The organism is Sphingomicrobium aestuariivivum (genome assembly GCF_024721585.1).
Taxonomy (GTDB): domain Bacteria; phylum Pseudomonadota; class Alphaproteobacteria; order Sphingomonadales; family Sphingomonadaceae; genus Sphingomicrobium; species Sphingomicrobium aestuariivivum.
This window is the reverse complement of sequence record NZ_CP102629.1, coordinates 2,135,883-2,159,314: the sequence shown is the minus strand read 5'-3', so window position 1 is coordinate 2,159,314 and position 23,432 is coordinate 2,135,883. Positions and strand designations below refer to the sequence as shown.

Sequence of the window (23,432 nt, the reverse complement as noted above, 5' to 3'; positions counted from 1 at the left end):
CTGACAATCAGGGGGCCGACATATGCATTTTACCCGTCTTTCGCTCACCCTCGCCGCCGCGCTGGTCGCGGTCCAGCCGCTTGGCGCTCAGGACGCCGCCGCGCCCGATCCGCGCTTCACCGGCGCCGACTTGTTCAAGCTGACCATCGGGACCAGCCCGCAGATCAGTCCCGACGGCAGCCGCATCGCCTATGTTCGCCGCGCCAATGACATCATGTCGGACGGGGTGAAGAGCCACATCTGGATGATCGATACGGCGAACGGGCGCGAAGTGGCGCTGGCCGGAGGTTCGAGCCCGCGCTGGTCGCCCGATGGCGAGCGACTCGCCTATGTCGCGAGCGACGGCGACGGCCCGCCCACGTTGATGGTGCATTGGCTCGGCACCGGCCTGTCGAGCGCGCTGACAAGGATGGCCGAGCCGCCGCAGAGCATGGCCTGGTCGCCCGACGGCAGCCGTATCGCCTTCACCGCCCATGTGCCGGGTGAAGGCGTGACGCTTGGCAAGCCGCTTTCCAAGCCCGAGGGCGCCGAATGGGCCGAGCCCGCGAGGATCACCGACAGGGTGATGTATCGCTTCGACGGGGCCGGCTATCTCAAGACCGGCTACACCCAGCTGTTCGTGATCGATGCCGACGGCGGGGCACCGCGCCAGATGACCTTTGGCGACAAGCATCATGGCGGCGCGCTCGAATGGATGCCTGACGGGCGCACCATCCTCATCTCGGGCAATCGCGAGGATGACTGGGAGCTCGATCCGCTCGACAGCGAAATCTATGCGGTGGGGCTGGATTACGGGACGATTACGGCGCTGACCGACCGCGACGGTCCCGACGGCAGCCCGCAGGTCTCGCCCGACGGGCGCCACATCGCCTATCTCGGCCATGACGACGACAAGCGCGCCTACCAGCCATCGGGGCTGTGGCTCATGGGCGCGGACGGGTCGGGAAAGCGGCGCTTGCTGGCGACCGAGGACCGCGATTTCACGAGTCTCGAATGGACCCGTGACGGGATGGTTGTCGGCTATCAGGAAGATGGCGGCTACCGGCTGGCCGAGGTCGACCCCCGCGGCGACGGGCGCCTGAAGCCGCTCGGGATGACGCTGGCCGATGCCTATTATTCGCGCCCCTATGCGGGCGGGCAGTGGTCGGTCTCGGACAAGGGGCGGATCGCCTTCACCACCGGTTCGACCATGCGGCCGAGCGATATCGCGCTCTACGACGGCGATCGGGTGCGGCGACTGACTGCGCTCAACGACATGTTCCTTGCCGGCAAGACGCTCGGCGAAACGAAGGAACTGACCGTCCGCGCGGCCGACGGCACGCCCATCCCGACGTGGATCGTGCTGCCGCCCGGCACCCCGCCGGGCACGCCGGTGCCGACGATCCTCGAGATTCACGGCGGCCCCTATGCGGCCTACGGCCCGTGGTTCTCTTCCGATTACCAGCAATATGCCGCGGCGGGCTATGCCACCGTCTTTGCCAATCCCGGCGGCTCGACCGGCTATGGCGATGCCTTTGCCCAGCGGATCGAGGGAAATTATCCCATCTCCAACCATGACGAGCTGATGGCCGCGGTCGATGCCGCCGTCGCCGCAGGCTATGCCGATCCCGACAATCTTTTTGTCACCGGCGGGTCGGGCGGCGGCATCCTTACCGCGTGGATGGTGGGCAAGACCGACCGCTTTGCCGCGGCGGCGAGCTACAAGCCCGTGATCAACTGGACCAGCATGGCTTTGATGAGCGACGCCATCGCTTTCTTCGGCCCCTATTGGATGAAGGGCCAGCCGTGGGAGCGGCCGATGGACTATTGGAACCGCTCGCCGCTGGTGAACATGGAGAATGTCACCACGCCGACGCTGATGATCGTGTCGGACGAGGATTATCGCACCCCGCGCAGCGAGGCCGAGCAATTCTACGGCGCGCTCAAATTGCGGGGCGTCGATACGGCGCTGATGGTGACGCCGGGAGCCAGCCACAGCGACCTCACGATGAGCCCGTCGCAGCAGGCGGCCAAGACGGCGGCGGTCATCGCCTGGTTCGAGAAATATCGGACGCGGGACTAAGGGCTCGCCTTCCCTTTCCGGCGTCAGTCACTAAGGTCGGGTCGAACCATTTCACGGAGAGACCCGACCCATGACCCGCCTCTTTCTCGGCGCCTCGGCGCTGGCCCTGATCGCGACCCCTGCCCTTGCCCACGATCCCGAATTTTCGGAAGCACGACTGTCGACCCATGTGCGGACCATGTCCGCCGACTGGTTCGAGGGCCGCGCGCCGGGCACGGCGGGCGAGGACAAGACGGTCGCCTATCTGATGGGTGCCTTCGCCGCCGCCGGTCTCCAGCCGGGCGGCGACCTTCGCGCCGATGGCAGCCGCGAATGGACGCAGGACGTGGTGCTCGCCCGCTCGACGATGGTCGACACCCCGCTCGTCGAGATGAACATCGGCGGCGAGGACGTGATGCTCGTCCAGAACGAGGACGTGGCGGTGCGCGCGCCGATCAACGGCGAGGCACAGGTCGAGCTGCAGGACGTCGAACTGGTCTTCGTCGGCTACGGCACCCATGCGCCCGAGCGCGGCTGGTCGGACTACAAGGACCAGGACCTTAGCGGCAAGGTGCTGGTGATGCTCGTCAACGACCCCGATTTCGAGGGCGGCGAAGGCGATTTCGGTGGGCCGGAAATGACCTATTACGGTCGCTGGACCTACAAATATGAGGAAGCCGCGCGGCGCGGCGCGGCGGGCGTCCTGGTGATCCACGAGACCGTCCCGGCGAGCTACCCGTGGGGCGTCGTCGCCAATGGCAACGAGCAGACCTTCGACATCGTCCGCGAGGACCCCAAGGCCGCGCATGCCGGGCTCGAGGGCTGGATGCACAGCGACCTTGCCGAGCGTATCTTCGCGGCCAATGGCACCAGCCTCGAGGCGGTGAAGGCGGCAGCACGGCGCAAGGACTTCCAGCCGATGCCGCTCGGCACCACCATCGACGCCACGCTGCTGGCGCGGCAGGAGCAGATCGCGGCCAAGAATGTCGTCGGCGTCCTGCCGGGTTCGGAGCGCGCGGACGAATATGTCGTCTTCACCGCGCACCACGACCATCTCGGCATGGTCGAGGATCCCGCAGAGGAAGGCGATGCGGTCTATAACGGCGCGCTCGACAATGCGACCGGCACCGCCGCGCTGATCGAGCAGGCACGGGCCTTTGCCGAGAAGGGTGGCGCGAAACGCAGCCTCGTCTTCCTCGCTGTCGGCGCGGAGGAGCGCGGGCTGCTCGGCTCCAAATATTATGCCGCAAACCCGCTCTATCCGCTGAGCCGCACCGTCGGGGTGATCAACACCGACAGCCTCGGCGTGTTCGGCCCGGCGAGCGATTTCTCGATCAGCGGGACGGCGCGGCTCGGCCTTCTCGACCTGATGATCGAGGAAGGCGAGGCGCTGGGTCGCACCTTCGCGCCCGATCCGCGCCCCGAGGCAGGCGGCTTCTTCCGCTCCGACCACTTCCCCTTCGCGCAGGTCGGCGTGCCCGCGGTAAGCTATCGCTCGGGCCAGCAGCTCACCGAGGGTGGCGCCGAGCGCGCGACCGAGCTGGCGCGCGACTATGTCGCCAACCATTACCATCAGGCGAGCGACGAATGGTCGGCCGACTGGCGCTTCGACGGCATCACGTCGGACATGCTCTTCATCCACCGCGTCGCGACCACGCTGGCCAATGGCGAGGACTGGCCCAACTGGGCCGAAGGCAGCGAATTCAAGGCCATTCGCGACGCCAGCGCCGCCGAGCGCGACTAGGTCGCCCGCAACTGTCGCCGCGCGCATGGGAAGGCATAATAGGAGAGCAGCATGGCCATCACCTTCTACACCAATCCCATGTCGCGCGGCGGCATCGTTCGTTGGGCGCTGCACGAGGTCGGCGCGGACTATGAAACCAGCATCATCTCCTATGGCGAGGAGATGAAGGGCGACTATTTGGCCAGCATCAACCCGATGGGAAAAGTGCCGGCGATCACGCATGACGGAAGGATCGTCACCGAATGCGCGGCAATCTGCCACTATCTCGCCGAGACGCATCCCGATGCCGGCCTGTTGCCGACCGACGCCGAGCGCGCGGCTTATTATCGCTGGCTATTCTTTGCGGCGGGCCCGCTCGAACAGGCGGTCGTAAACCGGTCGATGGGCTTTGAGGTGCCCGACGATCCGCAAAAGCGCGGCATGGTCGGCTATGGCCACTATGGTCTCGTCATGGACGTGATCGAACAGCATTTCTCGGACAGCGATTTTGCCGCGGGCGAGCGCTTCACGATGGCCGATGTCTATCTTGGCAGCCAGGTCGCCTGGGGTTTGCAGTTCGGCACGGTCGAGGACCGTCCCGCCCTGCGCGCCTACGCCGAACGCTCGACCGACCGCGAGGCGGCGAGGCAGGCACGGGCGATCGACATGAAGCTGATCGCCGAAGCGCAGGAAGACTAGATCGTCTGCGGCTCGAGTGCGCGGTCGCTCAGCCTGACGAACATGCTCATGCCTTCAACTTCGATGCGCGCTTCGCTTTCGCCCTTGGGCAGCGTCACCACGGGCGTGGCAATGATGCGCCATACCTCGCCGTCCCACTCGCGCACATTGATATGGACGCGGCGCACCAGCTCGCTGCCGCTTACGTAGGCGTCCATCGAGCGCTCGCAAAAGGTGCGCTTCAGATCACAGCGAAGATCGGTGCGGTGAACCCTTTCGGCGAAAACAGGCCGCGAGAAAGTGGTGATCGTATCGCGCCATTCCTCGTCCCGTACCGAGACCACCAAGTTGAAGGGTTCATCGGTCACACCTGTCGGCGTCGGCGAGGTGGCAAGGGCGATAGCGGTCAGCAGCACGGTCGTCTCCCTGAAATCCCAGCGCGCCGAGGCTAGGGCGCATTCGCTGAACGTTACTCTAACGAAAAAGGCCCGGCAATCGCTCGCCGGGCCTTCGATAATTCGAAACTTCGATCTCTATTCCTGGCTGCCCATGAAGCTGAGCAGGAACTGGAACATGTTGATGAAGTCGAGATAGAGGTTGAGCGCGCCCATGATGACCACGCGGCTCATCAGGTCCGAATTGTGCGCGACATAGGCGTACATCGACTTGATCTTCTGCGTGTCATAGGCAGTGAGGCCGGCGAAGATCAGGACGCCGATGGCGCTGATCGCCATGTTCATCGCACCCGACTGGAAGATGAAGGCGTTGAGCAGCATCGCCACGAGGATGCCGACGACACCCATGATGAGGAAGGTGCCCCAGCCCGACAGGTCCTTCTTGGTGGTGTAGCCGTAAAGCGACAGGCCCGCGAAGGCGGCGGTCACGGCGAAGAAGGTCTGCGCGATCGAGATGCCCGTGTAGCGCAGGAAGATGGTGCTCATCGACAGGCCCATCAGGGTCGCGAAGGACCAGAAGAGCAGGTGGAGCGTGCCGGTCGACATGCGGTTCTGGCCGAAGCTCATCGCGAAGACGATGGCGAGCGGCGAGAGGATGATGACCCACGGCAGCAGGCCGCCGCCCATGAAGACGCTCGCGGCCATGCCCGAGCTGTAGAAGAGCATCGCGACGATGCCGGTCAGGAGCACGCCCGACGCCATGTAATTGTAGACGCTGAGCATATATTTGCGCAGGCCCGCATCACGCGCGGCGCGCGGAACGCTGGTCGTCGCGGCGGGGTCGAACCCCATGCGCGTGCGCTCGTCGAACTGATTAGCCATTTTTTCTCCTCTCCGCCTCCCCCCGGGAAGGCCGAACACGATGACGTTACGAGGGGGAATATCGGGCCTGATCGCTCCGATTTCAAGCGAAACCGGATACGCGCGGCCCGTCTTTTCGACTAGGAGAGGAGGCATGCACCGGCTGTTCGTCGCCTTGCCCCTGCCCGAAGCGCTGGTCGATGCGCTTGCCCCGGCCTTGGAAGGCGGGCCCGAAGGCTTGCGCTGGCTACCCGAAGAGCAGCTCCACTGCACCGTGCGTTTCATCGGCGAGGTCGAGCGTCCGGTGGCGGCAGACGTGGTAGAGGCCCTCGGCGACCTGCGCGCGCCGCCACTCGAGGTTCGGGTCGACGGTGTCGGTATCTTCGACCACCGGCGGCGCGGCGCGCTGTGGGCAAGGCTGGTGCCCAAGGCGCCGCTCGACGCGCTGCACGAGAAGGTGGATCGCGCCGTGCAGCGCTGCGGACTGCCGCCCGAACGCCGCGCCTACCTCCCCCATGTCACGCTGGCCCGCTGGTCGGGCGGCGCGGTGGATGCGCGGCAATGGGCCGGGCGCTGGGCGGGACTGGCCAGCCGGACGGTGACGATCGAGCGCTTTACGCTGTTCGAGAGCGAGCTGACCCGGATGGGACCGCATTACGAGGTTGTGGAGAGCTATTCGCTCGGCTGAGGGGCTGCGGGATCGCCGTGGCGCCAGCCGGCGAGCGTGGCGGCGTCGTGGAAAGCGCCATCGTGGAACAGGCCCGCGATTAGCAGCGTGTTGGCGACATCGACGAGCGGGTTCCCGTCGAGCAGCAGAAGTTCGGCGGCCGCGCCCGGCGCGAGATGGCCGAGATCCTCGAAACCGAGCCGCTGTGCGGGAACTCGAGTTGCGGAGGCGAGCGCGTCTCGCGGCGACAGGCCGGCCTCGACGAGCAACTGGAGCTCGCGGTGCAGGGCATAGCCGTCGGCGCGGCAGTCGCCGCCATTGTCGGAACCGGCAAGGATGGCAACGCCTGCGTCGTGCAACTGGCGAACGACTTCGAACAGTTCACCGGTCGCGGCTTCGGCCACGACCGGGTCGATGGCATTGGCACCGGCGAGACTGCGGCTGCATCCGTCCATCGCGCGGCGGTGCACGGCGAGCCGTCCGGTCGGGAGCGCGACGCGGTTGGTCGGCAATTCCATCGTCAGCATGGGTGTGATGGCGACCCCTGCCTCCGCCCAACGTCCGAAGAGGACGTCGCAAGCCTTTGTGTCCCGGGCAGCGAGGAATTGCCGGTTCTTGTCGAGCTTCGCGCCCCAGCCCGAGAACCAGGCCTGCAGCACCTGCAGCCGCGCATCCGCGGGATTGTCCGAGCAATCGTCGACAATGTTGACGTAGACATGTTCGAAAAAGCGCTGGCCGTTGGCGATCGCGGCATCGGGGGTGAGGCCGAAAATCATGTGGCCGGCAAGCGGCAGGCCGCGCTCCCTGGCGACGGCGCCAATGGCGGCATGCGCATCAGGAGGAAGGTTGTCATAGACTTTGAGGAAGTCGACACCCGCGTCCGCCAGCTGGTTGGCCACGGCGGTCGCGGTGGCCGCGTCGGGGGCATTGACTGCCACGTCCTTCGTCCACTGGTTGCGCGCCCCGTCGATCACGGGGCCGGCGGCGATGAGGGCCGGCGCGTGCGGGGCTCGCTCGATGAGCGAGCGCAGGCGCGGCAGTTCGCTAAGCGCCGTGCCGGTGTCGCGCAGGCCGACAATGCCATAGCCAAGATAGCGCGGCAGGAGCTGCCCGGTCACGTCGGTGCTCGACACGGGGCCATCGTTAAAGGCGGACAGGACGTGGACATGGGAATCGATGAGCGCGGGCATGAGATAACGGCCCGTGCCATCGATGACGTGGCTCTCGTCGGCAAGCTCGGCATCGTCATGCGGAGAGATCGAGACCACCTTGCCGTCACTTATGCGAACATCCTGCCCGGCAAGCCCGCGATCGCCTTCGAGGTCGATGACGGTGACGTTGCGGACGAGGAACTTCTGCGCATCGGCAGGAGCGGCGACGAGCGCGAGCAGCGCGGCAAGGAAGTAGCGGGTCATGCACAAAGGCTAAGGAGTTCTCCCCGGCAACCACGAAAGTTGCGGCCAATCGACAGGCGCCATCGCCCAACCGACACGGGTCGCCGTCAGAGAAGGCGCTCGCGGATAGCCTTGGCGCCGCTCCGGCTCGCGGTCAGGACGGAGCCGTCGCGCATGCGCAGGCTGAACTTGCCGCCGCCTGCGGGTTCGATTTGCTCGACCTTGTCGATGGCAACCAGCGTCGAGCGATGGATGCGCAGGAACCGCGGCCCGAGCTGGCTCTCGAGCGCGCCGAGGGTCGTGCGGATGAGGTGACTGCCCGACAGCGTCCTCGCCTCGACATAATCACCTGCCCCCTGCAGGCTCACAACGCGATCGAGGTCGAGCGGACGGATGCCGTCCTCATCCTTGATGAACGGGGCGGCCGGCGGGTCGTGAGTTTCGAGCGCTGCCTGCGGCACCGGTTGCCGCTCCCCCAGCAAGGAGAAGACCGCATAGGCAAGCAGGCCTTGGTAGAGCTGCCAGGTCGCTGCAGGGCCGAGGAAGGGCTCAACCGAAAAAAGGAGCAAGTCCCCGCCCGCCACGATGCCCAGCGCGATCATCAGCAACCAGAACCAGAAGAAGGTGAACAGGATTGCGCCGACGATATGGGCGCCGATGCGCTTTAGGCCGCGCAGCGAGCGCCCCCGCCCGGCCCAGAAATGCATGGTCGCGGCCCCGACAAGCAGGAGCGGCAGGATATTCGCAAAAACATCGGCAGGGAAACGCCACCCGGAGGATGCTCCGGTGATCTGGAAGACGACGCAATAACCGAGGCCGAACAGCCCGCCGACAACCAGCAGGTCACGCCATCTTGGCGGCATCGAGAAGGTTTCGCGACGCATCGCCTTCCCCTATGCCAAGCAGGCGACCTGCCCGAAAGCCCTTGCTTGCATCTCGTCACCCGGAACCCACATCGGGGCTTGGCCCGTTAGCCTTGATAGGCTAGCAGATGCGAAAGAACAAAACGAGAATATCCAATGGCGCTCACCAACATCAGCGTGCGCGGCGCGCGCGAACATAATCTCAAGGGCGTCGATGTCGACATCCCGCGCGAGAGCCTGACCGTCATCACCGGCCTGTCGGGCTCGGGCAAGTCGAGCCTTGCCTTCGACACCATCTACGCCGAGGGCCAGCGCCGCTACGTCGAGAGCCTGAGCGCCTATGCGCGCCAGTTCCTCGAGATGATGCAGAAGCCCGATGTCGAGCATATCGACGGCCTGTCGCCCGCGATCTCGATTGAACAGAAGACGACCAGCCGAAACCCGCGCTCGACCGTGGCGACGGTGACCGAGATCTACGATTACATGCGCCTCCTGTGGGCGCGGGTCGGGGTGCCCTATTCGCCCGCCACGGGGCTGCCGATCGAGGCGCAACAGGTCAGCCAGATGGTCGACCGCACGATGAAGCTGCCCGAAAAGTCGCGCCACCTCCTGCTCGCTCCCGTCGTCCGCGGCCGGAAAGGCGAATATAAGAAGGAACTGGCCGAGTGGCAGAAGGCAGGCTTCACCCGCGTGCGCATCGACGGCGAGGTCTATCCGATCGAGGAAGCCCCCGCGCTCGACAAGAAATACAAGCATGACATCGAGGTCGTGGTCGACCGGATCGTCATCAAGCCGGGCATCGAAGCGCGGCTTGCCGACAGTTTCGAGACTGCGCTCGAGCTCGCCGACGGGCTCGCCTTTCTCGACCCCGTTGATGCGCCGGTCACCGAAGACGAGACGGTCACCAAGTCGGGCATGAAGCTCGACCACGGGGTGCCCGGCCGTGTCGTCTTTTCACAGCGCTTCGCCTGCCCCGTATCCGGCTTCACGATCAGCGAGATCGAACCCCGCCTTTTCAGCTTCAACGCGCCGCAGGGCGCCTGTCCGGCCTGTGACGGCCTCGGCGAAATGATGGAATTCGACGAGGATCTCGTCGTTCCCAACCACGGCCTGTCGCTGAAGAAGGGCGCCGTTGTCCCCTGGGCGAAGTCGCAGCCCCCCTCGCCTTATTACATGCAGGTGCTGGGCAGCCTCGCGCGCGCCTTCGATTTCGACCTCGAGACGCCGTGGGCGGACTTGCCGGAAGAGGCCCGGCGGGTGATCCTGCGCGGTACGCGCGGCAAGCCGGTCACGCTCCGCTTCGTCGACGGCAAGAAGAGCTATGAGGTCAAGAAGCCTTTCGAGGGAGTCATCGGCAATCTCGAGCGCCGTATGCGCACGACCGAAAGCGCCTGGATGCGCGAGGAACTGTCGAAATACCAGGCCGCCCATGCCTGCGAGACCTGCGGCGGCGCGCGCCTGAAGCCCGAAGCGCTCGCGGTCAAGATCGCGGGCGAGGACATCTCGCTGTCCGCACGACGCTCGGTCGTCGATGCGGTCGAATGGTTCGGCAGTGTTGAAGGCAGTCTCACCGACCAGCAGAAACAGATTGCCGGCCCGATCCTCAAGGAGATCAACGAGCGCCTCGGCTTCCTCCACAATGTCGGGCTCGACTATCTCAACCTCGACCGCACCTCGGGTACCCTCTCGGGCGGCGAGAGCCAGCGGATCCGCCTCGCCAGCCAGATCGGGTCGGGCCTGTCGGGCGTGCTCTACGTTCTCGACGAGCCCTCGATCGGCCTCCACCAGCGTGACAACGACCGCCTGCTCGAAACGCTCAAGCGGCTTCGCGAGCTGGGCAATACCGTGCTGGTGGTGGAGCATGACGAGGACGCCATCCGCACGGCCGACCATGTCATCGACATGGGGCCGGGTGCCGGCGTGCGCGGGGGCGAAGTTGTCTGCTCGGGAACGCTCGAGGAAATCATGGCCTGCGAGGACAGCCTCACCGCCGACTATCTGTCGGGCCGCCGCGAGATCGCGGTGCCGGAAAAGCGGCGCGAGGGGAACGGCAAGAAACTCACCCTGAAGGGCGCGCGAGCCAACAATCTCAAGGACGTCACCGCCTCGATCCCGCTCGGCACTTTCACCTGTGTGACCGGTGTTTCGGGGTCGGGCAAGTCGAGCTTCACCATCGACACGCTCTATGCTGCCTCGGCGCGCGCGCTCAATGGCGCTCGTATCCTTTCGGGCAAGCACGACCGGCTGGACGGACTGCAACACCTCGACAAGGTCATCGATATCGACCAGTCGCCGATCGGGCGCACGCCGCGGTCGAACCCCGCGACCTATACCGGTGCCTTCACACAGATCCGCGACTGGTTCGCCGGCCTTCCGGAGTCCAAGGCACGCGGCTACAAGCCGGGACGGTTCAGCTTCAACGTCAAGGGCGGTCGCTGCGAGGCTTGCAAGGGCGATGGCCTCCTCAAGATCGAAATGCACTTCCTGCCCGACGTCTATGTCACTTGTGACGTCTGCCATGGCCAACGCTATAATCGCGAGACGCTCGAGGTCACTTTCAAGGGCAAGTCGATCGCCGACGTCCTCGACATGACGGTCGAGGACGCTGTCGAATTCTTCAAGGCGGTGCCGTCGATCCGGGACAAGATGGAGATGCTCCAGCGGGTCGGGCTCGGCTATGTGAAGGTCGGCCAGCAGGCGACGACCCTTTCAGGCGGCGAAGCGCAGCGCGTGAAACTGGCGAAGGAACTCTCGAAGCGCGCGACGGGGCGAACGCTCTATATCCTCGACGAGCCCACCACGGGTCTTCACTTCGAGGATGTCCGCAAGCTTCTGGAAGTGCTCCACGCCCTCGTCGAGCAAGGAAACACCGTTGTCGTGATCGAGCATAATCTCGACGTCATCAAGACAGCAGACCATATCCTCGACCTGGGACCCGGTGGCGGCGTCAATGGCGGGACGATCGTGGCGCATGGAACGCCCGAGGTCGTGGCGAAGGAACCTGCAAGCTACACCGGCCGCTATCTCGGGCCGATGCTCAAGTCGGTCCGGCCCTCGGGTGCGGAGAACAGCGAGTTGGAAAGCGCGGACTAGCGGTCCGCTGGCGTCCCGCTACGTTTCCCTCAGCCTTCCGCGGGGCCGCTGAGCGTCGCGCAAGCTACACGCGCCCCTGCATCACCGGCAGGATCGCTTCGATAATCATCGGCACCCTCGTGAATGACGAGCGCCGTCCCGTCGGCGTCGGCGATGCTGCGCTGGCCCGCGCGGAGCGAGGCCTCGCGAACGAGATAGATACTGCGTCCCTGGCGCTCCTCGCTGATCTCCATATTGGCGAGGTCTCCAAGATGCGAGCCCATGGGGTTGTCGCGTCCGTGCTGAGCTCCAGTCGGGTTCCAGTGACCGCCGGCACTTTTGAAATCGGGTCCCTCGCAGACGCCGGTTTCATGGAGATGGACCGCGTGACTTCCGGCGGCGAGCCCGTCTACCTCCACCGTCACGGTGATGCCATTGGCATCCTCGCTCATGCTGACAGTGCCGACACTGTCTCCCGACGCTGAACGTAGGTCCGCACTTTGCGGTGCTGGATAGACGACGCCTGCACTGCTGCCCCCGACGGCCGGAGTTGCTTGTTCCGTCTCCCCTCCACAACCGGCAAGCAGGCAGCAGCCCAACAGCGACATCGTCCGCATCATCACAAATCCCCTTTCGCCATCGAGAACGAGGCAGCTTGTCAGTCGATCCGGTGGAAATGGATTTCGACACGCCGGTTCTGTGCTTCGCGCACGCCGTCGGCGGTCGGCACCAGCAGGTCGGTCTCGCCAGCGGGTTCGGCGAGGATCACGCGGTCGCGCCCGATGCCACGCTTCACCAGTTCATCGCGGACAAGGGCGGCACGGCTTCGCGAAATGCGACGATTTACGGCTGCCGGCCCCGACCGGTCACTAAAGCCGGTAATTTCAAGGCGGTACGTTGCGCCTGAACCGCTGGCGGATTCGACAACCTTGTCGAGGATGTCGGCGCCATCACGGTCGATGACGCTCCCGCCCCAGCGGAAGAAGACCATATAGGGGCCGGGCGACGCCTCGTTCTCGCAAATGGCAGGGCTCGCGACGATACGGTCGTCGGCGCAGCGCGTGGGCTCACCTGCAGAGCCATCCTGAAAGACCAACAGCCCACCAAACATTAGCAACCCGATCATCCACCACTCCTCTGCCCTTGCGCCCTCAGCCTAGGGAGGGATCGGGGTGTCGTGCAACGCAAAAAAGGGAGCCCGCTGTTCGCAGACTCCCTTCTTTGTGGTTGGCCGAAGCCTCCCGGGCCTTAGCCGCGCTCGGGTTCCGGCGGCGGCGGGGGCGGCGGCGGCGGCGGCGGCGGCGGGCACTCTTCCGTCGCCAGGATCACCGTCCCGTCCGGGCACGTCACCGTCGCCGGAGGCGGCGGCGGGGGCGGCGGCGGGGGCGGCGGGGGCGGCGGCGGGGGAGGCGGCGGTGCGAAGTTGAAGATCAGGCTCGCGAGGAGGCTGTGGCTTTCAAGCTCAGCATCGCTCAGCGACGCGTCCGCAAACGGTGCCAGCACGGCAGGCGCATAATCGAATTCGCCGGTGTTGAAGTAGCGATACTTCACGCCGAGATCGATGGTGCGGCTCAGCGGCACGTAAACGCCACCGAGAGCCTGCCAGGCCCAGGTGCCGTCGGTTTCGCTGAAGTTGGTAACGCCGGGAAGGTCGAGCTCGTGCTGGACGCTGGCAAAGCCAACACCACCACCGAGGTAACCACCGATGCCGTCTTCACCGCCGAAGTCGAACAGCAGGTTCGCCATCGCCGAGTAGACCGACATGTCGCCGGGTTCGGCGAATTCGGCGCCAAGATCGACGATCGTGGTCGAATCGACGTCCGCCGACTTGTAGCCGAGTTCGACCTCGGTACGGATCGCACCAAAATCATAGCCGGCAACGAAATCGACATCAAAACCGGTGCCGTAGTCGTTCTCGACACCGTTATCGATGAAGAGCGTGGCGCCGGCATCCGTATCGGTGATGCCAAGGTCGATCATGGTGTCTTCGACCTTCATCACCCCGCCTTCGATACCGACGTACCACGCCTTGTCGCGCGCAAGCGCAGGCGTTGCCAGCATCGAAGAAGCGAGAACCATCGAAATGGCTAGCTTCCGCATATGAAGTCCCCTTTCAGATATGCATTTTTTGGTAAAACGCTCCCTGAACTTTAGGTCTCCACCGAGGGGAGTGCAAGCGAGCGTTTGGCATACTGTTGCGATTCTGCACCACCCGCGCCCCTTGCCACGATCAAGTCACTGATAGATCGAGAGGAATTATTCATTCTTCAATAACCTTGTGTTCGCGCAGGACGGACAGAATGGCGTCGATCGCGAACCGCGCTTCCACATCGACGACCGAACCTCCAGCCGGCGCCTCGATCGCAGCCGCCGGCGACGCCAAGCTACCGCCGGTCTCGACCCACTGACCGCTGCGATATTCGAAAGCGCCCACGCCATCGCGTCGCAGGCAGCGAAAACCTTCGCGGGCCGCCACAAAGCGCCAGCCGCTTCCCGTGAGGATGGCCATCGCGCCGTCCTGCCCGTCAAATTCACCCGAGGGGGCTTCCGCGACAAGGTAGCATTCCCCCGCCTGGGCCGCAGCCGGCGGCGATTCCAACGGCGCGCCCTCGACCACCGGCTGCACCAGCATGTCCAGCAGCACCAGCGCCTCGTTATGCGTGATTTCCTTCTGGGCTTGCCCGGTCGAAAGCGTCGGGAGTTCGAGACGGTCGGTTTGGGTCATGGTTGCGATCCTCAATCGATGGTTATCGTGGTGGCGGTGGACATGCCCGTGTCGCCCAGCATCCTGCATGCGACCGTGATTTGGCCCGTGCCGAGTGGTGCCAGCGCCTCGGAGGCGACACTGATGTCGCTCCGGTCTGAGGTCAGCGTCACGGCGCCAGCAGTGCCAGAAAGCTCGATGTGATAACGCTCCGCGGTTTCGCCGAGCGGGACATCGACATGATCGAGCCAAGCGTAGCCGCGACGGCTCCGGCGAACCCAGTTCAGTTCGAGCCCGCCGCCGACCCGCTGCCCCGTCAGGTGCGTCGGCGACGGGGGTCGAGCGGCGCGCGCTGCAAAGCCGATCGAGACTTCTGCCGCGTCTTCATCGGCAAGCCCCGCAGGCCGTACCGAAACAAGCGTCCCCTGCTGCTCCGGGACGAGGTCGATGCGCGCCAGCCTTTCGCGATCCAGCAGCACGAAAGCTTCGCCAGCCTGATGGCCATCGATCGCATCGTCGCTGGCAAAGCGCCCGCGTAGCAATGAACTCAGGCGTATACGCCCCGGCGCGATCGCCTCGACCCGCTCGAACTGGATGACCTCGTCCCCGACCATCGCAAGGTTTCCACCCTGCAACATACGGTCACGCGTGATCGAAAGGAGGTCGTGATCGGCATCGACGAGGTCGACCTCGATCACATTGACCATGTCCACGAGATCCCGGGGTGCAGCGCCAATGACGTTGCTGACCTGACCGATCACGCCTTCCCGTGCCGCGCTTGAGATCACCAAGTCGCCGGACCCCACAGCCACCTCGAGCGGCACCGCACGCCAGCCGCTGCTGCTATTCGCGGTCGCCACGACGACAGCCGTCCGTGCATCGCCCTCGAGGTCCGGCAATTCGACCAGCACAGCCTCAGTGGGCGCTGCGGTCAAATCCCGTGAAGGCAAGTGCCGTCCACCGTCGGTTGGTAGCTCGATGGCCTTGGCCTTCCCTACATGCGCAACCGCGCTGACACGCACCACGAGCCGCTCGAGAACGACATCGACGACCCGCCAATATCCGTCTTGATCGGGGAGTCCGATCAGGTCTCCCGGTTGCAGGTCGAGGTAACGCATCGGCAGATCGACCCGCAAGGAACGTCGCTCCCGCCACGTTCGCAATAGGACGTCTTCCGCAAGGAGGCGCGCCCGCAGGGCACTCAATGTAACCGGCATCGCCAGCTTCAGCGCTCGCCCCCCGCTTCCCGCACGCGCCTGGCTGCGCGACACCTGATAATCCCTGTCGGGGTCAAAGTGATCGAGATGCAGGACCAACGGGAGGTCCGTCGCCGAGGAAAGCGTGTCCGTGGGCAGCTCTCCAGGCTTTCCATTACCGGATGCCAGATCACCGAAATCCAGCATGCGCGGCACGCCTTCACCCGTCTCGAGCCGACTTCCGGCATCGACAAGATCGAGCGCGGCAAGCTCGATCAGTGGCGCGAGCGCTGTTCCAAGACTTTGACCGTGCACCGCATATCCGTCGATCGGCAAGACATCCGGTACAGCGATCAAACCGTTGCTGGCTTCGTCGAGGACCTTGCCAGCATCGAGCGCCTCGTCCGCGACAATTTCGAACGTGAGCATCGGGATCCGGTTTCCGAAATCGGCGAGCTCGAGGCCTTCGAAGACGGCGATCATCAGGTCCCGATAGGCTGGCACGGCTGTTTCGAGCGCACCGAGTAGCGGATCGACCTCCTGCGACTCCCCTGCTGCGTGGACGCGCAATTCGCCCGGAACCTTCAAATGGCCGTCGGCCCCACGCAGGAGATTGCCATCGGCCCAGATACGACCGACCCGCCCACCGGGCCGCGACGACAGCGCTACCGCGAAATTGGCAGAATAGCTGTAGATCGTGCGTTGGGGTTGCCCCTTGGTGCCGGTGACGGCTTGGGATTCGACAAGATCTGTCGCCCAGATGATCGTACCCGCAACCCGCATACGGCCATAGACGGCTGGCACGACGGCGCCATAACGGGAGCCTTGCACCGACAGTTCGCCCAGTCTCGGCCCCTCGCTCGCTCCCGAGCCGAACAGGCGCTGGTCGATATGTTGTCCGACCAGCGCACCGATAGCACTTCCTAGCGGGCCGGCGACCGCCTGCCCTACACTGCTGAAAACCAGCGTTGCCATTAAAGGCTCCTTCGGAACGGAGGGCGGAAGCGATGGACGGCGACGAGCGGTAGCCCCGGATCACCATTTCGCTCGATGACGCGGCGGTGACGTGCATCCGCATGGATCACGCCGTTGCAAGTGGCGATGGCAAGATGATGCCGGTGCAGCCCCTGGCTGAAACGAAGGACGTCGCCGGAATTGGCGAAAACCGCATCGATCACGAAGAAGTCCCGAGCCGCAGCAGCAAGAAAGTCACAGGCGTCCGCCTGCCGCCAGCCATAAGCTTGCGGAAAGATGCCGCCGTCCAGGCGGAAGGCGTGGATGACGAGGCCGAGACAATCGAGCCCCGAACCCGGCTCCCTCCCCTGCAACTTGAAGGGCGTGCCGAGCGCGCTGCGCGCCCGCGCCACCGGATCGATCATGCGCCCGGATATCGGCTCAGGATGTCGGCCCCGGGGAGATGCGGTTCGCCCCTGAAATTCACAGCATTCGAGAACCGCGAACTGCAGGTCGCGAAGGTCTTGTCGCAACCCTCGACCAATTCGACCCTCTCGCCTGCGACCGGAGATACCGCGGGCAGCTCTCGCAGCACTAGCCTGTCATCGGCGGCGGAGAGAATGGCCGAGCGGAGCCCGCGATTGGGTCCGTCAAGCCAGCGCAACTGACCGAATGCAAAGCCCTCCAGCTGGCCACGGTCGACTGTCACCTCCACATCCTGCGCATCCACGACAACGGCCGCCACCTTGCGCCCTGCAAGATTCACACGGCATTTTCGGTCGCCCAGGGCCGCCCGACAAAGCGGGCTGGTCTGTGGACCCGCAGGCGCTTCGAGTTTCGCGAACGTCGTTGAGAGGTTTGCTTCAAATTCTTGCCCGACACATTCGACCGCCCCCATCGCGCCCTGCACCAATGTCAGTTTCCCCGAAGGCGAGGCCCAGTCGAGCGTGAAGAGTTCGACGCACGCGCCGTCCCATCGCCCTGCCGAAAGGTCGGCGCGCGACAAGGCCGCGTTGCTCACGGCACCGCCCACATCTTCGCTCCCAGCCCCTTTGGTATTTGATCGCCGCACCCTGTGCGGAAGGATTGCCCCGCCCGGCTCGAAGCGTCGTCCGTCATGCACCAGCATGGCGTCATGGCCGGTCAGTCCGAGCCCTGCGCCATCGCTCCGCTCGACACACCAGCAGATGGCGAGGTTGGTTACCGCAGCATCCAGCATCGACATTTCAGCCCTCGCGAACCTCGATGAGCGGCACGCTGGGTGCCTCGCCTGCAAGAAAAGTCGCGCGGTTGATCTCCAACTGGTCGCTTGCAAAGCGAACCGGAACGTCGAACAGGAACCCGGCGGTGACCTCGACCCCAGCGTCAGGCGCGGCGTCAAACTCCACCATTCCTCCGTTCGCGAGGGTCCAATTCCAGGCTTGCTCGACACCGTCCAGCGCGACGCGCACCGTGCCCGCGACGGGGCGCGTAATTCGCCGGACCTCCCCGCCCTCGTAGGACTTCTGCAGCGCAAATTGCGTGCGCATGCCATCGCCCGTGCCGAGCGACTGGTCGAGTGCCGACGGATCGCCACTCCCTGACCGATGATCGAACGGATCGCGCAGGCGAAAACCCTCCGCCTGCCCTCGTCGGGCGCGAAAAAAGGCCAGAAGCGTTTGCAGTTCCTCCTCGCCCCGAACCCCGGGCCCGGCGTCATATTCGTTGCGCGACTGCTGCCAGTCCACATTGCGTTGCTCATGCCCCGAGGCGCCAATGATGACCTGTGTCGAGAAGTTCGGTCGGACGCTCGCGTCCGCACCAAGCGAGATCGGGAAATCCACGTCCGCTACATCCTGCATATCATTCTCCTCGACGGTGAAGATCGTGATCCCGTCGCGCATTACTTGGGGCAGCGCCCAGACAAAAACCTCGGATGTCCCGCGCGAGAGCGCCTCGTCCGCCGCTGTCACGATCCGCGGCCACTCGACGGCCGCATTGGCGCCGTCGAGAACGAAGCCCGAGAGATAATGCTGCGATGCGACCGCATATTGGAGCCGCGCTTCCACTTCCCGCAGCGCTGAAACCCGCCTCGCGGCCGGTGCCGGCTGCGTGACCCAGTCGTAATCCTCCAACTGCAAGACATCGAATGCCGGCGACGCCCAGCCGGTCGGCAGGTTCGCCCTCCGCGCTTCCGGCGCTCCCGGGTCTAGGATGGAAGGCAGATAGACGAGGAGATGCGTTTCGGTGTCCGCCTGTCTCGCTTTTGCGCGCGCTACCAGCGTCGCGGTCGAGGCCGAGAGCTTAGCTCCCGCCCAGTCGAGCAGCGCCTTTTCATCCGTCGAAAGCACTCCCCCGACCGACCCGATGACCGGCATTTCGGCCCCGTAGGCGGCCGCGGCAGCCGCATCGTAAAGGCAGGGGTGACCGTCGGCATCAACCCACCACCACGGCTCGCCGATCTGTACCTTCGGCGGCAGCCCTTCCGCCGCGGACAGGTCGACGAGTTCGTCAAAGATCCCGCCGAGATAATCGATTGCATCAGCATTGGCAGGCGAGACGAGGGTCGAAGGCGGAGACCAGGCCGTCAGGGCGGGCCCACCATCGGCCCGCCGCTGTTTCCAGCTTTCGGGACAGAACCGGTCGAGAATTTCATAGCTCAGCGACCAGATCGGGGTTCGCCCTCGCGCCTTCAGTTCCCGCGCGAACTCCGCATGCCAGCGCAGCGCCGGCCCGACCATCCCGCGCGAACTGTCGAGGAGTCCGTCACCGGCCAGCGCCATATAATGGCTCATGCCCACATAATGGGTCACCAGCACACCATAGCCGAGCCTGTCGATCGCCTCCGCGACACGCGACGGCGGGAGGTGATAAAGGTCGTCATAGGCGGTGCAGGCATTGAACGGCTGCGCCGGCTGCCATGACGCGCCCACGTCGATCACGCTTCCCGCGCCCCGACATTCGATATCCTCCAGTCGCACTTCGGCCGCCGCGGGCACCAGACGGATGCCTTGGTCCTGAGCCGAATAATCCGGCGGTGCGAGGCTGATGAAAAGGCGCTCCACGTCGCTGACCGCGACCTTCTCGTCCGCCGCCCAGCCTGCGTACAGCGCATCGAAATCGAGCGAGACCACCGCATCGTCGGGATCGCCATCGGCATAGTTCCAGAGCCGCACGAACCAGCTCCGCTCCACCCCGGCCGCGTCACGGCCTTCGACCGTCAAGGTCGGACCATCAGGCTGGTCCAACGGGATGAGGCCCATGCTCTGCCAGCGGAAAGAAAGCTTGGTTCCGCTGTAGTCACGGTTCGTCTCGCGCGCATGAGCCGGGTGCGAAACAGTGTCGGCGCTACTCCAGATCAGGCCGACAAGGTCGCCGCGCCGCAGGAATTCCGCTGCCACGACCAGTGAATGCGCGTCGCTCCCGCGGGTCAGGCAAGCCGCGGTCCCCAGCGGGAAATCCACGGTCCAGTGATCTGGGTCGAACCGCTTCAGCGGCATCTGTTCGAGATGCTCGCCCTGCCTCGTAAACCAGTGCCTGATCATGCGGATCGCACCGCTCGCCGGAGTGCGGAGGCAAGCTGGCGCTTGCTACTACCCATAACCAGAGGCGCGGTCTGTTCGCGCGGGGCGTTGAGATTGATCGCGACCGATAGCGGACCTGCCGTCGCCGCGCCGGGAACGATCCGCCCTGCCCCTTCGGGCACGAACATCTCGGGCCCACGTTCACCCACAAGATAGGGAGTGTTGGCCGACACCGGTCCCCCGGTCGCCCGCCCCGGCAGTCCGAGAAGCGCCCCCAGCATCGAGCCGAGGTTGAGGCCGCCTGCCTTCCCACCAGGAAGCAGTGCCCGAAGGCTGGCCGCGGCAATAGAATTCATCGCCGACATCGCTGCTGCCTTCAGATCCTCAAATCCGAACTTGCCCTTGCGAACCGCGCGTAGCAGCACGGTCTCGAGCCGCCCGCCGAGCATATCGAGCCCCGAGGCGAACGGTCCTTCCACATCGCGCCGTACCGCATCCAGTTCGCGCTTCACGGCGCCCGTGTCGGCGCGCACGCGGACAACGAGCTCATCAAGCTCTTCGGCCATCGTCGCCCTCCTCCTTGTTGATCATGTCGCGAAGCCCGGCGATCAAGCTGCCGTCCATACCCCGCGTGTCCGCGCCCACACCGAGCGCCGACGCCAACTCTTCGGGGGTCGCGTTCCAGAAAACGTCCGGCGGCCAGTGCAGGATTTGTGCAGCAAGCGCGTAGAGCGCGCCCGCCCGCCCCGCGAACTGGCTCATCGCCCTTGGAGCAGCTGCACCAGCACCGCTCGGAGCGGCGGCATGGCCGCGGCCAGGCCCGAGGTCACCAGCGCCTCGCCAATGGCCGCGCGGTCGACCGAAGACGGACGCCCCCCGCTGCTCAGATGGTCGAATAGTATGACGATTTCCGACAGCGAGATCCGCCCCTCGGCTGCCCGGTCCGCCAGTTCGAACAAGGGGCCCAATTCCCCTTCCGCCGCGACCAGTGCGGCAAAGCTCGGGCGTAGCAGGAGCGTCGCGTCCCCGACGCGGAAAGAGGCCTCCCCCCGCGCGGCATTCGCTGTCCGGCTCACAGGCTGGAAATCGGTCCGGAGCTTTCGAGCGAGACCGAATAGGTCCGCTCGCCATTGTAATCGCCGGAATAGTCGAGCCGGGCGATCAGAAAGCGGCCTTGCATCTTCTCACCGCTTTCGAAGCTCAGCTCATAATCATCGATGCTGCCGTCTAGTGCGAGAGACCGAAGCCGGGCCTCCGCCGAGGATCCGGTAAAAATACCGCTCGCGGTGACCGCCACCGATCGCACCCCCGCGCCCGACAGCAATTCGCGCCAGCCGCCGCTGTCCTTGTTGGTGATGGCAACCGCATCGCCATTGATCGTCAGGTTGGTCGTCTTCAGTCCGGCGACCGTGGCGTAGGTCACCGGAATGCCGCCATCACCGATCTTCAAGAGGAACTGGTTGCCTTTTTCTGCCGCCATGCCTTTTTCTCCCTTATTGGCTCGCCAGGAGGCGCGCCCTGAAATCCATGATCATAGCCCAGGGACCGGCGACATCGCGGGCCACCCGGCGCTTCACGGGCACGAGTGTGACGAGCTGCCAGCCTTCCACGTGATCGATTGCGGCGAGTGCCGGTTCGACCAGCTCCCCCACGGCTTCGAGGCGGGCTGGCTCGTCGTCCCACAGGGTCACGCTTGCGAAGACCTCGCGTCCCACACCACTCTTGTGGCCCCAGTCGGCCTCGGTGCGCGCATCGATGGCGGCATAGGGATAGGCGGCCCTCGCTGGCGGGCCGTCATAGATCCCCTGCAACTGCTCGATCGCCTCCAGCGCCGACACGATCGCGGCCTGTAAGGCACTGCCAGCGCTCATCGCCCCCACCTCCGCGCGATCCGGAGCGCAGGCGCGTGCATCATGCGGCGAAAAAGACCGCGACCCCGCGCGATGACGTCACCGCCCTTATGTTCGATGGCGAGGTCGGGCGCCGCCCGCTCGATCGCGGCCGCGATGCGCAAGGCCTCGATTTCGGCGAGCCGCCGTCCGCGGGCGATCACCACCCGGCTCCAATCCTTCATGATCTCGTTTCCTCGCAGGTAAGGTCGAGCCGATCGGGCTTGCGCGCATCCTCCGAGATCGCGCGGATCTGGAGGTACCTGCCGCGCCAGCTGACGCGCTGCCCGACTGCAATTCCTTCGCGCCAGCGGATCAGCACCTCGAAGCGCCCCATGCGCGACAGCGCCATGCCTTCGGCTTCGGCACCCGTGCCCTTCGGCCGGATTGCGGCCAGACAGCGCGCCACCTCCTGCCATCCGGACAGCCTGACACCGGTCGCCTCGCGCGCCGTCACCGGTGCGTGGATTACGATCCGCTCGCGCAAGCGTCCCGCAAATTCAGGCGCGTGGCTCACAGCCGCACCTCCCGATAGGGCCGCCACAGCGCCGTGACCGCCGCCGGCGGGCGAGCGTCCCCGTCGCGATGGGCAAACAGGTGGGCAACCAGCCTCAGGACCCCCTGGCGAACAGGCTCTGGAACCTCGTTCGGGGACATCGCTGCCCCCGCAGTGCCTGAAACAACCACCCGCTGGCTCGCGACCGCGAGGCAGCGGATCAACCCGCGTCCCGCGACGTCAAGGTCGACCTCATATTCACCGGCAGCGAGCGGCATGCTCGAACCATCCGATCGAAGCGCTGCGACATCGTCGATGGAGGCTACCGGCCGCATCGGCAGTGTCTGCCATCCCGTCCCGGCCGACAGGATCGTTTCGAACGAGCGTCGCATAAGCCAAGTGCCGAGAAATTGTTCGCAGATCGATGTTGCCGTCCGCACAAGACCCGCCAGCAGTGCCTCTTCCTCGCCGGTTTCGACGCGCACAAAAGCTTGCGCCTCGCCGAGCGCCACGACCATCGGCCCCGCTTCGGTCTTCACGGCCATCATCGTTGCTCCACCCGCAGGAGGATCGACCGTTCGTCGGTGCGCCCGCTGGTGGTGCTCACCCGATTGCTGAGGCGATAGCGATGCCCTTCCTTGCCGCCCGCGACGGTGACCGTGGCGCTAGTGTCATCGAAGGTGGAGGCCGTGACCACGACGCCGTCTTCCTCCCGGGGCGAGACGTCCCACACGCTTCCGGCGACCGTGTCATCGGCAAGATAGTCCGCGCCCCAGTCGACCAGATAGTCGAGCTGGGCGCCGGGATCCTTCAGGACCAGCGTCATGTATTTTCTCCGCTAGGCTTGGTGGTTCAGCGCGCTTCGGGGCGCAGCTGTCGATCGGAATAGGCACTCTTCTGCCGCTTCTTCGGCGGTCGCTTCGATATGGGTGCCGTCAGTCCTGCCTGCTGCGACAGAGCAGCTTCGGCGATGCAAGGGGCTGCGATGCTCATGAC

General features: G+C 65.2%; 27 protein-coding genes. 5 read left to right on the top strand and 22 right to left on the bottom strand.

Annotated features, from left to right (window positions below; genetic code table 11):
- Nucleotides 1-22: 22 nt before the first annotated feature.
- The 3 genes from NUW81_RS11090 (at nucleotide 23) to NUW81_RS11080 (ending at nucleotide 4,463) form a co-directional block, all read left to right on the top strand.
- Entirely contained in the window at nucleotides 23-2,062 is a 2,040-nt protein-coding gene (locus NUW81_RS11090; RefSeq protein WP_245113273.1) for an alpha/beta hydrolase family protein, read from the top strand.
- 70 nt (nucleotides 2,063-2,132) lie between these two features.
- Nucleotides 2,133-3,785: a M28 family peptidase gene (locus tag NUW81_RS11085; protein ID WP_245113272.1), complete on the top strand. Its 1,653-nt coding sequence runs from the start codon at nucleotides 2,133-2,135 to the stop codon at nucleotides 3,783-3,785.
- A gap of 51 nt (nucleotides 3,786-3,836) precedes the next feature.
- Entirely contained in the window at nucleotides 3,837-4,463 is a 627-nt protein-coding gene (locus tag NUW81_RS11080) for a glutathione S-transferase family protein (protein WP_245113271.1), read from the top strand.
- Here the strand turns inward: NUW81_RS11080 and NUW81_RS11075 are convergent.
- Together NUW81_RS11075 and NUW81_RS11070 are read right to left on the bottom strand one after the other, a co-directional pair.
- Nucleotides 4,460-4,858 carry a hypothetical protein gene (locus tag NUW81_RS11075; RefSeq protein ID WP_245113270.1) on the bottom strand — a complete coding sequence of 133 codons (399 nt, stop codon included), beginning with the start codon at nucleotides 4,856-4,858 and terminating at the stop codon, nucleotides 4,460-4,462. The genes NUW81_RS11080 and NUW81_RS11075 overlap by 4 nt on opposite strands.
- Nucleotides 4,859-4,975: 117 nt before the next feature.
- Nucleotides 4,976-5,719, bottom strand: a complete 744-nt coding sequence (locus NUW81_RS11070) for a Bax inhibitor-1/YccA family protein (RefSeq protein ID WP_245113269.1) — start codon at nucleotides 5,717-5,719, stop codon at nucleotides 4,976-4,978.
- Nucleotides 5,720-5,852: 133 nt separating this feature from the next.
- On the opposite strand from NUW81_RS11070, the gene thpR reads away from it, so the two are divergent.
- Nucleotides 5,853-6,386 carry an RNA 2',3'-cyclic phosphodiesterase gene (thpR, locus tag NUW81_RS11065; protein WP_245113268.1) on the top strand — a complete coding sequence of 178 codons (534 nt, stop codon included), beginning with the start codon at nucleotides 5,853-5,855 and terminating at the stop codon, nucleotides 6,384-6,386.
- Here the strand turns inward: thpR and NUW81_RS11060 are convergent.
- Together NUW81_RS11060 and NUW81_RS11055 are read right to left on the bottom strand one after the other, a co-directional pair.
- Entirely contained in the window at nucleotides 6,371-7,780 is a 1,410-nt protein-coding gene (locus NUW81_RS11060) for an amidohydrolase family protein (RefSeq protein ID WP_245113266.1), read from the bottom strand. The two genes, thpR and NUW81_RS11060, sit on opposite strands and share 16 nt — an antisense overlap.
- An 86-nt stretch (nucleotides 7,781-7,866) precedes the next feature.
- The gene (locus tag NUW81_RS11055; RefSeq protein ID WP_245113264.1) at nucleotides 7,867-8,643 is read right to left on the bottom strand and encodes a LytTR family DNA-binding domain-containing protein; all 777 of its coding nucleotides are present in this window, start codon (nucleotides 8,641-8,643) and stop codon (nucleotides 7,867-7,869) included.
- A 135-nt stretch (nucleotides 8,644-8,778) separates the two neighbouring features.
- Between NUW81_RS11055 and uvrA the strand changes: the two genes are divergently transcribed.
- Nucleotides 8,779-11,715 carry an excinuclease ABC subunit UvrA gene (gene uvrA / locus NUW81_RS11050; RefSeq protein WP_245113262.1) on the top strand — a complete coding sequence of 979 codons (2,937 nt, stop codon included), beginning with the start codon at nucleotides 8,779-8,781 and terminating at the stop codon, nucleotides 11,713-11,715.
- A 29-nt stretch (nucleotides 11,716-11,744) separates the two neighbouring features.
- Here the strand turns inward: uvrA and NUW81_RS11045 are convergent, their stop codons facing one another.
- The 18 genes from NUW81_RS11045 to NUW81_RS10960 all read right to left on the bottom strand — a co-directional run bounded on the left by NUW81_RS11045 (nucleotide 11,745) and on the right by NUW81_RS10960 (nucleotide 23,429).
- On the bottom strand, nucleotides 11,745-12,146 hold the full coding sequence (locus NUW81_RS11045) for a superoxide dismutase family protein (RefSeq protein ID WP_245113259.1): 402 nt from the start codon (nucleotides 12,144-12,146) through the stop codon (nucleotides 11,745-11,747).
- Between the two features lie 206 nt (nucleotides 12,147-12,352).
- Complete coding sequence (locus tag NUW81_RS11040; RefSeq protein WP_245113257.1) at nucleotides 12,353-12,820, bottom strand: OmpA family protein; 468 nt, start codon at nucleotides 12,818-12,820, stop codon at nucleotides 12,353-12,355.
- Nucleotides 12,821-12,942: 122 nt separating this feature from the next.
- Complete coding sequence (locus NUW81_RS11035) at nucleotides 12,943-13,794, bottom strand: outer membrane protein (protein ID WP_260508502.1); 852 nt, start codon at nucleotides 13,792-13,794, stop codon at nucleotides 12,943-12,945.
- Nucleotides 13,795-13,954: 160 nt separating this feature from the next.
- Nucleotides 13,955-14,419: a DUF2793 domain-containing protein gene (locus NUW81_RS11030; RefSeq protein WP_245113255.1), complete on the bottom strand. Its 465-nt coding sequence runs from the start codon at nucleotides 14,417-14,419 to the stop codon at nucleotides 13,955-13,957.
- An 11-nt stretch (nucleotides 14,420-14,430) separates the two neighbouring features.
- Nucleotides 14,431-16,569 carry a phage tail protein gene (locus NUW81_RS11025; protein ID WP_245113253.1) on the bottom strand — a complete coding sequence of 713 codons (2,139 nt, stop codon included), beginning with the start codon at nucleotides 16,567-16,569 and terminating at the stop codon, nucleotides 14,431-14,433.
- On the bottom strand, nucleotides 16,569-16,973 hold the full coding sequence (locus tag NUW81_RS11020; protein ID WP_245113251.1) for a C40 family peptidase: 405 nt from the start codon (nucleotides 16,971-16,973) through the stop codon (nucleotides 16,569-16,571). The genes NUW81_RS11025 and NUW81_RS11020 overlap by 1 nt, the downstream gene beginning before the upstream one ends.
- Nucleotides 16,970-17,773: a phage/gene transfer agent baseplate hub protein gene (locus tag NUW81_RS11015; RefSeq protein WP_245113239.1), complete on the bottom strand. Its 804-nt coding sequence runs from the start codon at nucleotides 17,771-17,773 to the stop codon at nucleotides 16,970-16,972. The genes NUW81_RS11020 and NUW81_RS11015 overlap by 4 nt, the downstream gene beginning before the upstream one ends.
- Before the next feature lies 1 nt (nucleotide 17,774).
- The gene (locus tag NUW81_RS11010) at nucleotides 17,775-20,072 is read right to left on the bottom strand and encodes a DUF2460 domain-containing protein (protein WP_245113236.1); all 2,298 of its coding nucleotides are present in this window, start codon (nucleotides 20,070-20,072) and stop codon (nucleotides 17,775-17,777) included.
- Nucleotides 20,069-20,617 carry a tail tape measure protein gene (locus tag NUW81_RS11005; protein WP_245113233.1) on the bottom strand — a complete coding sequence of 183 codons (549 nt, stop codon included), beginning with the start codon at nucleotides 20,615-20,617 and terminating at the stop codon, nucleotides 20,069-20,071. The genes NUW81_RS11010 and NUW81_RS11005 overlap by 4 nt, the downstream gene beginning before the upstream one ends.
- Nucleotides 20,601-20,813: a phage tail assembly chaperone gene (locus tag NUW81_RS11000; protein ID WP_245113232.1), complete on the bottom strand. Its 213-nt coding sequence runs from the start codon at nucleotides 20,811-20,813 to the stop codon at nucleotides 20,601-20,603. The genes NUW81_RS11005 and NUW81_RS11000 overlap by 17 nt, the downstream gene beginning before the upstream one ends.
- Complete coding sequence (locus NUW81_RS10995; protein ID WP_245113231.1) at nucleotides 20,810-21,127, bottom strand: GTA-gp10 family protein; 318 nt, start codon at nucleotides 21,125-21,127, stop codon at nucleotides 20,810-20,812. The genes NUW81_RS11000 and NUW81_RS10995 overlap by 4 nt, the downstream gene beginning before the upstream one ends.
- The gene (locus NUW81_RS10990) at nucleotides 21,124-21,531 is read right to left on the bottom strand and encodes a phage major tail protein, TP901-1 family (protein ID WP_245113230.1); all 408 of its coding nucleotides are present in this window, start codon (nucleotides 21,529-21,531) and stop codon (nucleotides 21,124-21,126) included. Before NUW81_RS10990 ends, NUW81_RS10995 begins: the two co-directional genes overlap by 4 nt.
- A gap of 13 nt (nucleotides 21,532-21,544) precedes the next feature.
- Nucleotides 21,545-21,922 (bottom strand): tail completion protein gp17, encoded by a 378-nt coding sequence (gene gp17, locus NUW81_RS10985; RefSeq protein ID WP_245113229.1) that lies wholly within the window; start codon nucleotides 21,920-21,922, stop codon nucleotides 21,545-21,547.
- Nucleotides 21,919-22,125, bottom strand: coding sequence for a hypothetical protein (locus NUW81_RS10980; RefSeq protein ID WP_245113227.1), 207 nt, complete (start codon nucleotides 22,123-22,125; stop codon nucleotides 21,919-21,921). The genes gp17 and NUW81_RS10980 overlap by 4 nt, the downstream gene beginning before the upstream one ends.
- Nucleotides 22,122-22,457 carry a phage head closure protein gene (locus NUW81_RS10975; RefSeq protein WP_245113225.1) on the bottom strand — a complete coding sequence of 112 codons (336 nt, stop codon included), beginning with the start codon at nucleotides 22,455-22,457 and terminating at the stop codon, nucleotides 22,122-22,124. The genes NUW81_RS10980 and NUW81_RS10975 overlap by 4 nt, the downstream gene beginning before the upstream one ends.
- Nucleotides 22,454-22,984 (bottom strand): head-tail connector protein, encoded by a 531-nt coding sequence (locus tag NUW81_RS10970; protein WP_245113222.1) that lies wholly within the window; start codon nucleotides 22,982-22,984, stop codon nucleotides 22,454-22,456. The genes NUW81_RS10975 and NUW81_RS10970 overlap by 4 nt, the downstream gene beginning before the upstream one ends.
- The gene (locus NUW81_RS10965) at nucleotides 22,981-23,262 is read right to left on the bottom strand and encodes a phage fiber-tail adaptor protein (protein WP_245113220.1); all 282 of its coding nucleotides are present in this window, start codon (nucleotides 23,260-23,262) and stop codon (nucleotides 22,981-22,983) included. Before NUW81_RS10965 ends, NUW81_RS10970 begins: the two co-directional genes overlap by 4 nt.
- A 26-nt stretch (nucleotides 23,263-23,288) precedes the next feature.
- On the bottom strand, nucleotides 23,289-23,429 hold the full coding sequence (locus NUW81_RS10960; RefSeq protein ID WP_245113218.1) for a hypothetical protein: 141 nt from the start codon (nucleotides 23,427-23,429) through the stop codon (nucleotides 23,289-23,291).
- Nucleotides 23,430-23,432: the final 3 nt, after the last annotated feature.

Coding starts and splice junctions, on each gene's coding strand:
- NUW81_RS11090 (WP_245113273.1), top strand. CDS start 23: ATGCATTTTACCCGTCTTTCGCTCACCCTCGCCGCCGCGCTGGTCGCG.
- NUW81_RS11085 (WP_245113272.1), top strand. CDS start 2,133: ATGACCCGCCTCTTTCTCGGCGCCTCGGCGCTGGCCCTGATCGCGACC.
- NUW81_RS11080 (WP_245113271.1), top strand. CDS start 3,837: ATGGCCATCACCTTCTACACCAATCCCATGTCGCGCGGCGGCATCGTT.
- NUW81_RS11070 (WP_245113269.1), bottom strand. CDS start 5,719: ATGGCTAATCAGTTCGACGAGCGCACGCGCATGGGGTTCGACCCCGCC.
- thpR (WP_245113268.1), top strand. CDS start 5,853: ATGCACCGGCTGTTCGTCGCCTTGCCCCTGCCCGAAGCGCTGGTCGAT.
- NUW81_RS11060 (WP_245113266.1), bottom strand. CDS start 7,780: ATGACCCGCTACTTCCTTGCCGCGCTGCTCGCGCTCGTCGCCGCTCCT.
- NUW81_RS11055 (WP_245113264.1), bottom strand. CDS start 8,643: ATGCGTCGCGAAACCTTCTCGATGCCGCCAAGATGGCGTGACCTGCTG.
- uvrA (WP_245113262.1), top strand. CDS start 8,779: ATGGCGCTCACCAACATCAGCGTGCGCGGCGCGCGCGAACATAATCTC.
- NUW81_RS11045 (WP_245113259.1), bottom strand. CDS start 12,146: ATGAGCGAGGATGCCAATGGCATCACCGTGACGGTGGAGGTAGACGGG.
- NUW81_RS11040 (WP_245113257.1), bottom strand. CDS start 12,820: ATGATCGGGTTGCTAATGTTTGGTGGGCTGTTGGTCTTTCAGGATGGC.
- NUW81_RS11035 (WP_260508502.1), bottom strand. CDS start 13,794: ATGCGGAAGCTAGCCATTTCGATGGTTCTCGCTTCTTCGATGCTGGCA.
- NUW81_RS11030 (WP_245113255.1), bottom strand. CDS start 14,419: ATGACCCAAACCGACCGTCTCGAACTCCCGACGCTTTCGACCGGGCAA.
- NUW81_RS11025 (WP_245113253.1), bottom strand. CDS start 16,569: ATGGCAACGCTGGTTTTCAGCAGTGTAGGGCAGGCGGTCGCCGGCCCG.
- NUW81_RS11020 (WP_245113251.1), bottom strand. CDS start 16,973: ATGATCGATCCGGTGGCGCGGGCGCGCAGCGCGCTCGGCACGCCCTTC.
- NUW81_RS11015 (WP_245113239.1), bottom strand. CDS start 17,773: ATGTCGATGCTGGATGCTGCGGTAACCAACCTCGCCATCTGCTGGTGT.
- NUW81_RS11010 (WP_245113236.1), bottom strand. CDS start 20,072: ATGATCAGGCACTGGTTTACGAGGCAGGGCGAGCATCTCGAACAGATG.
- NUW81_RS11005 (WP_245113233.1), bottom strand. CDS start 20,617: ATGGCCGAAGAGCTTGATGAGCTCGTTGTCCGCGTGCGCGCCGACACG.
- NUW81_RS11000 (WP_245113232.1), bottom strand. CDS start 20,813: ATGAGCCAGTTCGCGGGGCGGGCGGGCGCGCTCTACGCGCTTGCTGCA.
- NUW81_RS10990 (WP_245113230.1), bottom strand. CDS start 21,531: ATGGCGGCAGAAAAAGGCAACCAGTTCCTCTTGAAGATCGGTGATGGC.
- gp17 (WP_245113229.1), bottom strand. CDS start 21,922: ATGAGCGCTGGCAGTGCCTTACAGGCCGCGATCGTGTCGGCGCTGGAG.
- NUW81_RS10980 (WP_245113227.1), bottom strand. CDS start 22,125: ATGAAGGATTGGAGCCGGGTGGTGATCGCCCGCGGACGGCGGCTCGCC.
- NUW81_RS10970 (WP_245113222.1), bottom strand. CDS start 22,984: ATGATGGCCGTGAAGACCGAAGCGGGGCCGATGGTCGTGGCGCTCGGC.
- NUW81_RS10965 (WP_245113220.1), bottom strand. CDS start 23,262: ATGACGCTGGTCCTGAAGGATCCCGGCGCCCAGCTCGACTATCTGGTC.
- NUW81_RS10960 (WP_245113218.1), bottom strand. CDS start 23,429: ATGAGCATCGCAGCCCCTTGCATCGCCGAAGCTGCTCTGTCGCAGCAG.